Genomic DNA, 13,925 nt, shown 5'->3' on the forward strand with positions numbered 1-13,925 from the left:
CCGCGGATCGCTCCGCAGGGCTTTTTGCTTGAGGCGGTCGCCGCCTTAAATCAGTCGGCCGAGGTCGAAGCGCCGATGTCTTCCTTGATGCGCGCTGCCTTGCCTTCCAGGTTGCGCAGGTAGTACAGCTTGGCGCCGCGCACCTTGCCCTTGCGCTTCACCTGCACCGATTCGATGCTCGGGCTGTGTGCCTGGAACACGCGCTCCACGCCGGTGCCGTGCGAAATCTTGCGCACGGTGAAGGCCGAATGCAGGCCGCGGCTGCGCTTGGCGATCACGACACCCTCGAACGCCTGCACGCGCTCACGGTTGCCTTCCTTCACCTTGACGTTGACCACCACGGTGTCGCCAGGGCCGAACTCCGGCAGCTGGCGGGTGATCTGCTCGGCTTCGAACTGTTCGATGATCTTGTTCATGACAACACCTGTCTTTTTCAATGATTGCGGTCTTCATCGGCCGCATCGTTTTGCCGCTGTTGCGCCATCGCATGCTCGCGGCGGAATTCATCCAACAGCGCACGGGATTTCGCATCCAGCGCGCGCTGCGCCAATAAGTCGGGACGCCTCAACCAGGTTCGTCCCAGCGCCTGCTTCAGACGCCAGCGGTGGATCGCCGCGTGGTCGCCGGAAAGCAGCACCTCCGGTACGTCACCCAGTGCATCGTGCACCGGTTTTGCATAGTGCGGACAATCCAGCAAACCGTTCGAGAAGGAATCCTGCTCGGCCGATTGTGCATCGTTCAACGCGCCTTGCTGCAAGCGGCCCACCGCGTCAATGATCACCGCGGCACCCAGCTCGCCGCCGGACAACACATAATCGCCGATGGAAAGCTCCTCGTCGACCTCGTGCGCCAGCAGACGCTCATCCACACCCTCATAACGCCCGCAAAGCAAGGCGATGCGCGGCAATTTCGCCAGCGCTTCCACCCGGCCCTGCGTCAGCCGCGCTCCTTGCGGACTGAGGTAAATCACATGCACCGGTTCGGGTGCCGCCCCCCGCATCGCCGCCAGGGCTTTGCGCAAGGGCTCGATCAGCATCACCATGCCGGGACCACCGCCGCAGGTGCGGCCATCCACGGTACGGTAATTGTCGGTGGCGTAATCGCGCGGGTTCCAGGTTTCCACCTGCAACAGCTCGCGCTGCTGCGCGCGCCCTACGACGCCGACGGCGGCGCACTGGCGCATGAAGTCCGGAAACAGCGTGACGACATCGATGCGCATCGGACCCTCAGAACTCGGGATCCCAGTCCACCACCATGCGCCCGCCGGAAAGATCCACCGAACGCACGTACACACCCTGGACGAAAGGAACCAGCCGCTCGCGCTCGCCATCCCTTACGACCACCACGTCGTTGGCACCGGTCGCGAACACATGACTCACGCGTCCCAACGCCACGCCTTCGGTGGTGACGACCTCGAGGCCTTCGAGATCGACCCAGTAATACTCATCCTTACCGGGCGGCGGCAGCAGCTCGCGGGCGACGTAGATGTCCTGCCCTACCAGTGCCGCGGCGCCATCCCGATCGTCCACCCCCGGCAGCTTGGCGATTAGGCCCTTGCCCTGGGGTCGACCGATAACAGCCTTGACCTCTGTTTCCCCGCCCGGCGCGGTGAGCTGCCAGGGCTGGTACTTGAAGATCTGCGCGCGGGGCTCGGTCCAGGATTCGAGCTTGACCCAGCCCTGCACGCCGTGCAATCCGACGATGCGTCCGACCAGGACGCGCCGACCGGCTGCAGTCATGCTCAGGCAGCCTGCTTGGCGGCTTCCTTCACCAGCGAGGCGACCTTGTCGCTCAGCTGGGCGCCCTTGGCCACCCACTCCTGCACGCGCGCCACGTTCAGCTCAAGGCGCTTGTCCTTGCCCGCAGCGACGGGGTTGTAGAAACCCACATTCTCGATATTGCGGCCATCACGCGCACTGCGCGAGTCGGTCACAACGACGTGGTAGAACGGACGGCCCTTGGCGCCGCCGCGCGAAAGACGAATCTTGACCATAGTTGAAAGCTCCAGAGTTGCCGGCAGACCCGGCAAGCACGCCCTAGGCCGGACGCGGTAAACGCGATAGTTTAATGAAATTGGTGGAAAAAGGAAGGGGTTGGCGCTCAGCGCATCGGCGGGAACCCGCCGCCCATGCCGCCCATGCCCTTCATGGCGCCCCGCATCTGCCGCAGCAGGCCCTTGGTGCCGCCCTTGGACAGCTTGGACATCATCTTTTCCATCTGCATGTACTGCTTCAGCAGACGGTTGACGTCCGCCGGCTGCGTGCCGGAGCCGCGCGCCACGCGGGCGCGGCGGGAACCATTGAGCAGGTCCGGATGGCGGCGCTCCTTCTTGGTCATCGAACCGATGATCGCGATCATGCGCTTGATCTCGCCATCGTTGACCTTGGATTTCACATTCTCCGGCAAGGCGGAGACACCAGGCAGCTTGTCCATCAGGCCGGCCAGGCCGCCCATGTTGTTCATCTGCTCGAGCTGGTCGCGCATGTCGTTGAGGTCGAAGCGCTTGCCCTTGATGACCTTCTCGGCCAGTTTCTGCGCCTTCTCCTGGTCGACCTTGCGCTCTACTTCCTCGACCAGCGACAGCACGTCGCCCATGCCGAGGATGCGCTGGGCGACACGATCCGGGTAGAACGGCTCCAGCGCGTCGGTCTTCTCGCCGGCGCCGAGGAACTTGATCGGACGCCCGGTCACGTAGCGCACCGAAAGCGCCGCACCGCCGCGAGCGTCACCGTCGGTCTTGGTCAGCACCACGCCGGTAAGCGGCAGCGCCTCGGCGAAGGCCTTGGCGGTGTTGGCCGCATCCTGGCCGGTCATCGAATCGACCACGAACAAGGTTTCGACCGGGGTGATCGCGGCGTGCAGCGCCTTGATCTCGGCCATCATCGCTTCATCGATGTGCAGGCGGCCGGCGGTATCCACCAGCAGCACGTCCATCACTTCCTTGCGCGCGGCGCTGATCGCGGCCTTGGCGATGTCGACCGGGTTCTGGCCGCCCTCCGACGGAAAGAAGTTCACGCCAACCTGTTCGGCCAGCGTACGCAGCTGCTCGATGGCGGCCGGACGATACACGTCGCAGCTCACCACCATCACGCGCTTTTTCTTGCGCTCGGTAAGGAAGCGCGCCAGCTTGGCCACCGTGGTGGTCTTGCCCGCGCCCTGCAGGCCGGCCATCAGCACCACGGCCGGCGGCTGCTGAGCGAGATTCAATTCGGCGTTGGCGGTGCCCATCACCGCGGTCAGCTCGTCGCTGACCACCTTCACCAGCGCCTGGCCGGGCGACAGGCTCTTGAGCACTTCCTGGCCGACCGCACGCACCTTCACTCGCTCGATCAGGGCCTGCACCACCGGCAGTGCCACGTCGGCTTCCAACAGCGCGATACGCACTTCGCGCAGCGATTCGCGGATGTTTTCCTCGGTCAGCCGGCCGCGGCCGCGCAGGCGGGTGACGGTGGCGGAGAGGCGTTGGCTGAGCGACTCAAACATGGTGAGGGCTGATGACCTGAGAAACGAGCAAATATACCAGAAAAGTCCGCGACTTATCCGTTGGCGATTTGCTGCTGACCGCACCGGCCATGGAGGGCTGGCCGCCTAGGAAAATCCCAGTGGCGCGACTACGTGCACCACGATATCCGCACTGAAGTGCGCCAGCATGGCGTGCTCCAAACCATGCCTCCAGAACAGCCAGCCAAATACGCAACCGACCATTGCGTTAAGCAGTACGATGCGCGCGATTTGCATGGGCGCATGCATTCCCAGTGCAGCGGCGAATGACAAATGGCCGCCCCCGAAGAGCAGGGCTGCGAACAAAGCTGCCGCAACATACATCCATGCCTTAGCTTGCCCATGACGCAACTTGGACAATAGCCATACAAACAGCGTCATGAGCATCAGTCGACACAAGGTCTCTTCGACGACACCACCATACAGAGAGGCCAGTGCTCCACGCCAGGCTTGGCTGACTGCACTCGCGATGTAGCCGGCTTGACCGGCTGACTCCGGCCACAGCGCAGATGCCCCAACCACAACCATCCCCGCCAACAAGCCAAACAGCACGGCTAATCGCCAGCGCGCTGGCGACTCGCCCTGGACAGGACGCCGATACACAAAAGCACGCAGCCACGGCGCATCAAGACCGAGGGATGCTCCCAGATAAAGCCCAAGCCAGGCAAACGCAAAGCACAGCAGGCCCGTCTCAAGCGACGCCAGCGAAACGACAAGCCATAGCGGCTTGTGCAGCGCGGAGAACTTCTGCGGCGTAAGCTGGATGACATAGGGGAAAAGTGCCACCGTTGCAAGCAGACCGGCAGCGCCAAGCCATAGTGCAAGCTTGCAATGCGGACTATTTGGTGTTGATACGCTCATGTGCCCTCTCCATGTAGCAAGCCAAAGGAACCCAAACGAAAGACAACGCTCCACCAACCCGACTAATGTCGGGAATGCATGCAGTCGATGTTGCGTTCAGCGGTCGCGTTCGACGCGTCGATAGATGACGTAGGAATACACAAAAGGAATGAATACAGCCGCCAAGATCACGCTGATGGACAGAGTGATCGGCGCATCGACCAGGGTCGCGACAACCACGATCAGCCCGGCCAGCATGAACAGCCATCCGGCAACGCGATGCGTGCGTTCCCACACCTCATCGCTTGCAAGCGTCCACGGCGTTCGGATTCCGACGAAGAAATTCTTGCGCAGCTTGCCCATGTAGTTGCCGACGATCATCAACAGCACACCTAGCGGCAGCATTCTGAGCACGAAGGTACCGGCCGGATGGCCTGCCGCATTCAACAAAATGCCCAAGCTGACCATCAATAGGCAAGCCTGGCCCGCCAGCATCACGATCACGAACGCCGTCATGAACGGCCTGATTTCAAAGCCGCGCGGCGAGATGGCCGGCAATACGACGGTAAGCAACGCCATGACCGCCATGATGGCCAATGGCAGGGCAACGGCCTTGAGCGGACTCGCATAGCCGTTGACCTGGCCATGTGCGTTCCAATGCACGGGGACGAGCGCAGGCATGTGCGGATACAGCCAAAAAAAGGCAGCCAGCAAGATCAGCAGAAAAAGCGCGGACAAAAACAGACTGTGTACGGGTTTCATCGCTTGCCTCCTCGCCCCCCGGCCGGCGGAATCAGGTCCAGCATCAACCTCATGAGGTCCTCCATCACGGTGCTGTTAAGGGAATACACGATGTATTGGCCACGCCGCTCGGTGCGCACCAGATCGGCCTGCTTGAGAATGGCGAAGTGATGCGAAAGCGACGCACCGGTGATATCGAAAGCCTCACCAATTTCGCCCGCACTCATGGCCCCACCATGCAGCCGCTTGAGAATCGCGCGGCGCGTGGGATCGGCCAGGGCTCGAAATACGGCTTGCTGCTTCACGACCCACCATCGACTTGAACGACCCATAGATATTTAGACAAATATCTAAATATTGCAAGTGCCGCCATCTGCCGCGTTCACCGTATGCCCACCCTGTGCCACACTTGCACGCCATGCTCGCGACCCTGTCCATCTTCGCCATCCTTTGCTACCTGCTCGCCAGCGGGCTGCTGGCATGGCCGCTTTTCGGCCGCGCTACCGTTGCGCCAGCCAAGGTAGCGCGGCCTGCCCTGGCCATTGCCACCCTTGCCGTGCTGGCGCATGCCGGCTGGCTGCTGGCGGCGCATCGGGGCGCACTCGACCTGCATTTCTTCGCCGCGCTTTCATTGGTGGCCTGCGTAGTGTCGGCGTTGACGCTGCTGGTTAATCTCACCCGCCCCGTGGTCGCACTCGGCGTGATCGTGTTTCCGCTAAGTGCCCTGCTGCTGTTCGTCGACAGCTTTTTCGCGCCACCTACCGCGCCCATGTCGATGGACTGGCATATCAAGCTGCATGTGACCTTGGCGCTGCTCGCCTTCGGCGTGCTCTCGATTGCCGCGGCGATGGCGATACTGCTCGCCATCCAGGAGCAGGCCCTGCGGCACCGTCATATCGGCCCATGGCTAAGCGCGCTTCCGCCGTTGACGCTGACCGAATCCCTGCTGTTTCGCCTGATCAGCGCCGGTTTCTCGTTGCTCACGGTGGCGCTGCTTACCGGCGCCCTGTTCGTAAACAACCTGTTCGGCCAGCACCTGGTGCACAAGACCGTGCTCTCGATCATCGCCTGGCTGGTGTTTGGCGCCCTGGTCTACGGCCGCTGGCGGCACGGTTGGCGCGGACGCAGCGCGGTGAACCTCACGCTGATCGGCATGAGCGTGTTGGCACTGGCGTTTTTCGGCTCGAAATTCGTGCTGGAACTGATCCTGCACCGCGCCGTCGATTAAGCAACACGTAGGCCGGGATGATAATCCCAGCCTAGCGGCAAGCGTCGATCGCTTGCGCCAGACGCTCCACCCCCACCACTTCCATCTCGCCCACCCGTCCCTGCTTGGGCGCATTGGCCTTCGGTACGATGGCGCGCCGAAAGCCATGATGGGCCGCTTCCTTCATGCGTTCTTCGCCGTTGGGAACCGGACGGATTTCCCCGGAAAGCCCCACTTCGCCGAAGGCAATGGTTTTCTCCGGGAGTGGGCGGTCGCGCAAGGACGAGAGTACGGCCAGCAGCACCGGAAGGTCGGCGGCAGTCTCCTGCACACGGATGCCGCCTACAACATTGACGAACACATCCTGATCGTAGGCCGCCACACCACCATGCCGGTGCAAGACGGCCAACAGCATGGCCAGGCGATTCTGTTCAAGGCCCAATGCCACACGTCGCGGGTTGCCCAACGAGGACTGATCCACCAGGGCTTGCACTTCCACCAGCAAGGGACGTGTGCCTTCGCGCGTAACCATTACGGCGCTGCCCGAGGTAGGACCGCTGTGGGCGGAAAGAAAAATCGCCGAAGGATTGGGCACTTCGCGCAAGCCCTTTTCCGACATGGCGAACACGCCCAGTTCGTTCACTGCGCCAAAACGGTTCTTGAAGGCGCGCAACACACGGAAGCGGCTGCCGGATTCACCTTCGAAGTAAAGCACAGCGTCGACCATGTGTTCGAGCACGCGCGGACCGGCGATGCCGCCCTCCTTGGTGACATGGCCAACGAGGAACACCGAGGTGCCGGTTTCCTTCGCAAAACGGGTGAGCTTGGCGGCCGACTCGCGTACCTGGCTGACGGAACCGGGGGCCGCTGTCAGCAGGTCGGTCCAGATCGTCTGGATCGAATCGATCACCAGCACGCGTGGCCGCGTAGCGGAAACCTGTTCGAGAATACGCTCGATGCCGGTTTCGGCGAGGGCGTGCAACGGCTGCAAGGGCAGATCCAAGCGCTGCGCGCGTGCCGCAACCTGGGCCAGCGATTCTTCGCCGGTCACGTACACGCTGGGCAGCTTTTCGCCCAGCGTGCCGAGCATCTGCAACAACAGCGTCGATTTGCCGATGCCGGGGTCGCCACCGATCAACACGACCGAGCCATCGACCAGGCCGCCGCCAAGCACCCGATCCAGTTCGCCGATGCCGGTCAGGCTGCGCGATTCGGCCGTGACCAGCACGTCGGTGAGCGGCGTAACCCGCGCCACGCCATTGACCGCGCCGGCATAGCCGCCTTGCCTTGCGGCGCCCACGGACTTCTGCGCCGGCTGTACCACGAATTCCGACAGCGTGTTCCATGCGCCGCATTCGATGCACTGGCCTTGCCATTTGGTGTGTTCGGCGCCGCAATCGGCGCAGACATAGGCAGTTTTGGCTTTGGCCATGACGTAGTAGAAATAGTTCAAGTTGGAGCGAGCATAGCGCGTGGCAATCGCAGACCGCGAGACGACGATTGCTATAGCGCGACCGGAGACTGCACCGCCGATCCGTGGCGATTCAGGCACTGCACTTCGTGCCGCGTCAGCACGACCTGTATTTATTGCGAAGCTGAGTGACAATCTCGTCTAGCGGAGTGGTGCGCCCAGATTCCAGATCTTTTTGCGCCATCGCCAACAATTTGAGCAACGCCAGAGTCTCCTGCGTTCTCTCATAAGAAGCGATATCTTGGATAACCGCCCTTGCCTCGCCATTCTGGGCAATGACCATAGGCTCGCGGGTCTCCGCGAGTTGCTTCAGGACTGCGGCCGCATTGGCTTTCAGATAGCTGATTGGTTTAATTCGCGACGCAAGACCCATGGCGTACTCCGACGGCTGGATGGGAACTGAATATAGAACTCAAAGCCTTCCTTCAATTCTCATCTTCTACGAAAAGTACGCGCCGGGTCATTCCGCACGTCAGGTCATAACTGATCGTGCCAGCCTGCGCAGCGACGATCTCCACCGGCAACTCCGGCCCCCACAACACTACGCGATCGCCGACTTTGGCTTCCGGCGCTTCGCGCAAATCGAGCGTGATGAGATCCATCGAGACGCGCCCGATCAGCGGGACGCGCCGGTTTCCGACCAGCACCGGCGTCCCGGCGACAGCGCTGCGCGGATAACCATCGCCGTAGCCGATAGCGGCGACGCCAACCGGCATGTCTTGCGGGCACTCCCACAGGCCGTTGTAGCCGATGCGCTCACCCCGTTTGATCGAGTTGATGGCGATCAGTCGCGTGGACAGGGTCATGGCCGGCTGGAAGCCGAAATCGCCGCCACTCCCCCCCTCCACTACAGAAAGGCCGTAGAGCAAACCGCCGGTGCGCACCCAATCGCCGCGTGCGTCGGGCCAACCGAGCACGGCGGCGGAATTGGAAAGCGAGCGCGGGCCGGACAAGCCTTCGGTCGCCGCCTGGAATCGTAGAATCTGCTGGCGCGTGCGCGCGCCGTCGAAAACCTCCGATTCGGCGAAATGTGTCATCAGGCCGATATCGGGGTCGATGCCGGCCATGCCTGCCAACTGAGCATGCACGGTCGCTGCACGCTCGGGTGCAAAACCGAGGCGATGCATGCCACTGTCCACCTTCACCCATACTCGCAGACGCCCGCGCGTCGGGGATGCTTCTGACAGCCATCGCAACTGGCTTTCATGATGAATCGCCGCATCCAGCCCCAGCCGCTGCATTTCCGCGATATCGCCGGCCTGATCCGGCCCCGACAACACCACGATGCGTTGGCGATGACCCGCCGCACGCAGGCGCAAACCATCGCCCAGCGACGCCACCGCGAACGCGTCAGCGTCACCATCCAACGCGCGCGCGACACGCTCCAGGCCATGTCCGTACGCATCCGCCTTGACTACCGCCATCACCTTGGCGGGCGCGGCCAGTTGCCGGATGCGCGCGAGATTGTGGCGCAATGCGCCCAGATGGATGGTAGCGACGGTGGTGCGGCTCATGATCCTGGCTGTAGTGGCGTTGGCAGCTTCAAGGGAACAAGACGCGCAAACAATAAAGTCTGCCGCTCCTGCCCGCTGCAGCATAGGTTACCGGCAAGCACCCTCTCTGATCGGGGCAAGGAGATGGCAATGAGCGGGCAGACGTCGCTCAAAAGTGCCCGGTATATGAGTCGGGGCTGTAGTTCTCGAACTTGGTGTAGTGCCCGAGGAAGGTCAGCTTGACCGTATCCGTGGGGCCGTTACGCTGCTTGCCGATGATGATCTCGGCCAGGCCTTTGTCCGGGGATTCCTTGTTGTAGTACTCGTCGCGGTAGATGAACATGATCACGTCCGCGTCCTGCTCGATAGCGCCCGATTCACGCAAGTCCGACATCATCGGCCGCTTGTCCGCGCGCTGCTCCAGCGAGCGGTTCAACTGCGACAGTGCGATCACCGGCACGTTGAGTTCCTTCGCCAGGCCTTTCAGCGAGCGCGAGATTTCGGAAATTTCCGTAGCACGGTTTTCCTTGTTGCCGGGCACCTGCATCAGCTGCAGGTAGTCGATCACGATCAAGCCCAGGCCGCCATGCTCGCGCGCCAGGCGTCGCGAGCGTGAACGCATTTCCACCGGCGAAAGACCCGGCGTGTCATCGATGAAGATCTTCGCCTCGGACAACAGCGCGATAGCGTTGGTGACGCGCGGCCAATCTTCCTCAGCCAGGTCGCCCGTGCGCAGGTGCTGTGCGTGAATGCGGCCTACCGAAGAAATCAGACGGAAGGCCAGCTGCGAAGCGGACATTTCCATCGAGAAAATCGCTACCGGCTTCTTGGCGCGCAGAGCACAGGCTTCGGCAATGTTGACCGAGAAGGCGGTGTTATGAGTCACCACATAGTCGTCAGTCAGGTACAGTCGCGAAGCATGCGAGACCGATATGCACTGCGTCGCAGCCTGCCGCGTCGGCTCGATCGAGACGATGACCGGTTGCTTGCGACGAACGCGCCCTTTCTCCAGGCGCTCGCGCTTACCTTCGAACAGGAACAAGTTTTGCGGATCGGGGTGGCTGATCGTGCATACGTAGGCCAACGCGCCATTCCGACGTTCGCCCTCATGGGTGAAGGAAGTCTGCTTCTCGGCCATCGAGCACCAGCCACCCAGCGAGCGCACCAGTTCGCACACGTCGCGCGCCAGCTCGATGCTGACTGTGCAAAAACGCACGCTACCCCAGGACTCCACCCAGCCATCCGTATCAAGCAAGCCACGTAGCACGTCCAGCCGCACATCCTTGGCGGCATCCAGATAAACCCGCGGGATAAACTTGTCGTAGCTGGTTCGGCCCCACAGACCCAGTTGTTCAAGCCCCTGTTTGACCGGATTGACCCGTGCCCGCTTCGCGCCTTCGCTGGTGCAACGCTTGATGCGCCAGTCGTACTGGCCGGCATACTGCAGCTCCAGCTCCGCGCCGACACGGGCGCGCATGCGGTTCAGAGTTTCCTCGGCCTTGACGCTGAAACGCACGGCAGTGCCTCCAAGCGAGCCGTCGCCCAGCAAGGCACCCAACAACCAGCCATCAAGCGGCAGTTTTTCGCTGTGGCCAAAGTCGCCGCTGGGGAGATCGATCCACAGGCGTTTCTGATAGCGTCGGCGCTGCAGCAAGCTGCGGATTTCGCCCGTGGTTATGGTTCGCGGACGATCCCACTGACGATAGTGAACCGTCCAAAGATGCTCGTCGCAACATTCAGCCGAACGGCCATCCGAGAAGCGGACGCGATAAACCTGGCGCTCGCCCTGCGGATAAACACCAGTCACCATGGATGGCGCGCCATCGACGGAAGCCAGCGCATCGCCGACCTCCAGTTCGCCCATGCGCTTCCATCCGGTCAGCGTCTTGATTCGCGCATCCAGCGGCTGGGCCTTCCCCATCGACGGTCGCGCCGCCACGATGATCAGGTCCGACGGCTGCAAACCCGACGTGAGGTTGTCCAGATCGCTGAATCCGGTGGAGATGCCGGTGAGCTGGCCGCGGTTCTGGTACCGCTCGTGCAACTGGCGGAAGGCGTCCTTCACCGCCTCGCGCATGGATACGGTGTCTTTCTTGCCGCGTGCACCGGACTCGGCGATGTGGAACACGCGCTGCTCGGCGGACTCCAGCACCTCGTGCACGGTCTTGCCTTCCGGGCGGTAGCCGTCTTCGGTGATCGCGGTGCCTGCGTCGATCAGCTGGCGCAGCACGGATTTCTCGCGCACGATTTCGGCATAGGCGATGATGTTCGCCGCGCTCGGCGTCGCGTTGGCCAGCTCCACCAGGTAGCTCGCACCGCCCACCATTTCGGCCAGGCCGTTGGCCTCGAACCAGTCACCCAGCGTGATCGCGTCGCAAGGCATGCCTTTGTTGGCAAGCTCGCTGATCGCGCGCCAGATCAACCGGTGATCCTTGCGATAGAAATCCTGCTCGCCGAGCTTGTCGGCGACGCGGTCCAATGCATCGGCCGCCAGCATCAAGCCGCCCAGCACAGCCTGCTCGGCGTCGATGGAGTGCGGCGGTACCCGCAACGCTTCGACGGAGTTATGGGCGGGTTTGCGTTCGGGAGCAAAGGACATGGACATTCCCTGTAGCAGGGTAGACGCGCAAAGCCGCGTAGGCAGGCATAAGCTGCGAGCATACGCGGTGCTGTCTCACGGTGTAAGACAATAAGTCTGTGGATATCTTGTGGGCTGGCGGGGATAAGTGCGCCCACGTAGAAAACAAAAGGCACTCGCGTTGACGCGAATGCCTTTGTCGGTTGCTTAGGTCCAGATCGAACGGCGGCGCCATGCGCACCGCGATCCGTAGGGTCGCCGAGGCTTACTGCTTCTCGGGAACCACTACCACCTTGACCGAGCCCTGCACGTCGGCGTGCAGGCTGACCACCACTTCGAACTCGCCGATGTGGCGAATCGGGCCTTCGCCCTGGATCACTTCACCTTTGTGGATGTCATGACCGGCCGCCTGCAAGGCGTCGGCGATCTCGCGCGGGCCGACCGAGCCGTACAGCTTGCCTTCGGGGCTAGCGTTGGCGCTGATGGTCACCGTCACGTCGGCCAGCTTGGCCTGGCGTGTGTGGGCGTTGCTCAGCAGATTGTTGGCCTTGGCCTCGTATTCGGCGCGACGGGCTTCGAACGCGGCAAGGTTATCGGCGTTCACGCGCACGGCCTTGCCCTGCGGCAGCAGGTAGTTACGGCCGTAACCCGGCTTTACATTGACCTTGTCGCCAAGGTTGCCGAGGTTGCGCACCTTTTCAAGCAGAATGAGTTCCATGATTGATTCCTCGATTCGTTAGCACCGGAGTGGCCCGATGCAGCCGTGGACGGTTGTCCGAAGGGATGAAAACCGCCCCGCCCTTCAAGGGCGAGGCGGGTATAGCGATCAAACGTCGTGGTTGTCGGTGTACGGCAACAGCGCGAGGAAGCGTGCACGCTTGATGGCCGTGGCCAGCTGGCGCTGGTAACGCGCCTTGGTGCCGGTGATGCGGCTGGGCACGATCTTGCCGTTTTCGGTGACGTACTGGCGCAAGGTGTTGAGATCCTTGTAGTCGATCTCTTTGACTTTTTCGGCCGTGAAGCGGCAGAACTTGCGGCGGCGGAAGAACTTGGACATGGCGGCTGGCTCCTGGATCAGTCTTCGTTGTCGGCGTCGTCGCTATCGGCACGACCCACGCGGCGGTCATCGCCTTCGGCGTCGTCGTCACGGCGGCGCGAGGACTTGGCGTCATCCTTTTCCTTGCTCTTGAGGATGAAGGACTGCTCGGTATCAGCCTCGTCGCGCTTGATCACCAGGTGGCGCAGCACGGCGTCGTTGAAGCGGAAGCCCGACTCCAGCTCGTTCAGCACGTTCTGGCTCACTTCGATGTTGAGCAGCACGTAGTGAGCCTTGGCCAGGTTCACGATCGGGTACGCCAGCTGGCGGCGGCCCCAGTCTTCCAGGCGGTGGATCTTGCCGCCGTCGGAGCTGATCAGCGTCTTGTAGCGCTCGATCATCGCCGGAACCTGCTCGCTCTGGTCGGGATGGACCAGGAATACAACTTCGTAATGACGCAAGGTCATTGGGAAAACTCCTTATGGATGGGACCCTTACGGGCCTCGTAGCCTCCCGCGACAGGCGGTGAGGCAAGGGCTGTCCAACACCTTCACGGCGCGGACAGAAGCGGAATTGTAAGCGGGATGAGCGAAACGGCGCAAGTCGCTGAATTGGCTGGGATGCCGACGCTCGCGCCGAAGCGGGATCTGCGCGGGATCGTCCCCTGGCCGACGCTCAGCCGACCGTGAAGCTCTCGCCACAGCCACATTCGCCGGTGGCATTGGGGTTATGGAACACGAAGCTGGCGTTGAGCCCCTGGCGCTGGAAGTCGATTTCGGTGCCTTCCACCAGCGGCAGGCTCTTGGCGTCGACGATCACCGGCACGCCCTCGATCTGGAAGGTCTGGTCTTCCTCGCCCACCTGCTGGGCCAGATCCACCACATAGGCGAAACCTGAACAGCCGGTGCGCTTCACGCCAAAGCGGACACCTGCGGCGGACGGCGCCTGCGCGAGGAACTGGCGCATGCGTTGCTGGGCGGAGGGGGTGATCGAGATGGTCATAAGGACTTGCGGTCTTGAATCGGGCACTTGAGCGCATGCAGCGTGTCGCAGTGCGG

At 62.4% G+C, this 13,925-nt stretch carries 17 protein-coding genes; 1 reads left to right on the forward strand and 16 read right to left on the reverse strand.

From position 1 onward, the window contains the following. Positions 1 to 50: 50 nt before the first annotated feature. From rplS to QQJ96_RS19885, 8 genes are all read right to left on the reverse strand, one after another. The gene (gene rplS / locus QQJ96_RS19850) at positions 51 to 416 is read right to left on the reverse strand and encodes a 50S ribosomal protein L19 (protein WP_115493837.1); all 366 of its coding nucleotides are present in this window, start codon (positions 414 to 416) and stop codon (positions 51 to 53) included. Between the two features lie 17 nt (positions 417 to 433). Then, entirely contained in the window at positions 434 to 1,219 is a 786-nt protein-coding gene (trmD, locus tag QQJ96_RS19855; protein WP_284333765.1) for a tRNA (guanosine(37)-N1)-methyltransferase TrmD, read from the reverse strand. Between the two features lie 7 nt (positions 1,220 to 1,226). Continuing rightward, positions 1,227 to 1,739 carry a ribosome maturation factor RimM gene (gene rimM, locus QQJ96_RS19860; RefSeq protein ID WP_284333766.1) on the reverse strand — a complete coding sequence of 171 codons (513 nt, stop codon included), beginning with the start codon at positions 1,737 to 1,739 and terminating at the stop codon, positions 1,227 to 1,229. A 2-nt stretch (positions 1,740 to 1,741) separates the two neighbouring features. Next, positions 1,742 to 1,993: a 30S ribosomal protein S16 gene (gene rpsP / locus QQJ96_RS19865; RefSeq protein WP_284333767.1), complete on the reverse strand. Its 252-nt coding sequence runs from the start codon at positions 1,991 to 1,993 to the stop codon at positions 1,742 to 1,744. Positions 1,994 to 2,100: 107 nt separating this feature from the next. Further along, on the reverse strand, positions 2,101 to 3,483 hold the full coding sequence (gene ffh, locus QQJ96_RS19870; RefSeq protein WP_284333768.1) for a signal recognition particle protein: 1,383 nt from the start codon (positions 3,481 to 3,483) through the stop codon (positions 2,101 to 2,103). Between the two features lie 105 nt (positions 3,484 to 3,588). Continuing rightward, positions 3,589 to 4,362, reverse strand: coding sequence for a CPBP family glutamic-type intramembrane protease (locus tag QQJ96_RS19875; RefSeq protein ID WP_284333769.1), 774 nt, complete (start codon positions 4,360 to 4,362; stop codon positions 3,589 to 3,591). 96 nt (positions 4,363 to 4,458) lie between these two features. After that, the gene (locus tag QQJ96_RS19880; protein ID WP_284333770.1) at positions 4,459 to 5,103 is read right to left on the reverse strand and encodes an SdpI family protein; all 645 of its coding nucleotides are present in this window, start codon (positions 5,101 to 5,103) and stop codon (positions 4,459 to 4,461) included. Next, the gene (locus QQJ96_RS19885; RefSeq protein WP_284333771.1) at positions 5,100 to 5,387 is read right to left on the reverse strand and encodes an autorepressor SdpR family transcription factor; all 288 of its coding nucleotides are present in this window, start codon (positions 5,385 to 5,387) and stop codon (positions 5,100 to 5,102) included. The genes QQJ96_RS19880 and QQJ96_RS19885 overlap by 4 nt, the downstream gene beginning before the upstream one ends. A 113-nt stretch (positions 5,388 to 5,500) precedes the next feature. On the opposite strand from QQJ96_RS19885, the gene QQJ96_RS19890 reads away from it, so the two are divergent. After that, on the forward strand, positions 5,501 to 6,310 hold the full coding sequence (locus tag QQJ96_RS19890) for a cytochrome C assembly family protein (RefSeq protein WP_284333772.1): 810 nt from the start codon (positions 5,501 to 5,503) through the stop codon (positions 6,308 to 6,310). Positions 6,311 to 6,341: 31 nt separating this feature from the next. Here the strand turns inward: QQJ96_RS19890 and radA are convergent, their stop codons facing one another. The 8 genes from radA to QQJ96_RS19930 form a co-directional block, all read right to left on the reverse strand. Then, positions 6,342 to 7,721 carry a DNA repair protein RadA gene (radA, locus tag QQJ96_RS19895; RefSeq protein WP_284333819.1) on the reverse strand — a complete coding sequence of 460 codons (1,380 nt, stop codon included), beginning with the start codon at positions 7,719 to 7,721 and terminating at the stop codon, positions 6,342 to 6,344. Positions 7,722 to 7,857: 136 nt separating this feature from the next. Then, a complete protein-coding gene (locus QQJ96_RS19900; RefSeq protein ID WP_284333773.1) occupies positions 7,858 to 8,133 on the reverse strand; it encodes a type II toxin-antitoxin system Phd/YefM family antitoxin in 276 nt (91 codons plus the stop codon). A 52-nt stretch (positions 8,134 to 8,185) separates the two neighbouring features. Continuing rightward, the gene (gene alr, locus QQJ96_RS19905) at positions 8,186 to 9,274 is read right to left on the reverse strand and encodes an alanine racemase (protein WP_284333774.1); all 1,089 of its coding nucleotides are present in this window, start codon (positions 9,272 to 9,274) and stop codon (positions 8,186 to 8,188) included. A gap of 148 nt (positions 9,275 to 9,422) precedes the next feature. Further along, entirely contained in the window at positions 9,423 to 11,852 is a 2,430-nt protein-coding gene (dnaB, locus tag QQJ96_RS19910) for a replicative DNA helicase (protein ID WP_284333775.1), read from the reverse strand. Between the two features lie 244 nt (positions 11,853 to 12,096). Then, entirely contained in the window at positions 12,097 to 12,549 is a 453-nt protein-coding gene (gene rplI / locus QQJ96_RS19915; RefSeq protein WP_284333776.1) for a 50S ribosomal protein L9, read from the reverse strand. 108 nt (positions 12,550 to 12,657) lie between these two features. After that, positions 12,658 to 12,888: a 30S ribosomal protein S18 gene (rpsR, locus tag QQJ96_RS19920; protein ID WP_017462785.1), complete on the reverse strand. Its 231-nt coding sequence runs from the start codon at positions 12,886 to 12,888 to the stop codon at positions 12,658 to 12,660. 17 nt (positions 12,889 to 12,905) lie between these two features. After that, positions 12,906 to 13,334 (reverse strand): 30S ribosomal protein S6, encoded by a 429-nt coding sequence (rpsF, locus tag QQJ96_RS19925; RefSeq protein ID WP_284333777.1) that lies wholly within the window; start codon positions 13,332 to 13,334, stop codon positions 12,906 to 12,908. A 208-nt stretch (positions 13,335 to 13,542) separates the two neighbouring features. Next, a complete protein-coding gene (locus QQJ96_RS19930) occupies positions 13,543 to 13,869 on the reverse strand; it encodes a HesB/IscA family protein (protein ID WP_284333778.1) in 327 nt (108 codons plus the stop codon). Positions 13,870 to 13,925 lie beyond the last annotated feature (56 nt).

The sequence above is a fragment of the Dyella flagellata genome (genome assembly GCF_030160275.1).
Taxonomy (GTDB): Bacteria; Pseudomonadota; Gammaproteobacteria; order Xanthomonadales; family Rhodanobacteraceae; genus Dyella_B; species Dyella_B flagellata.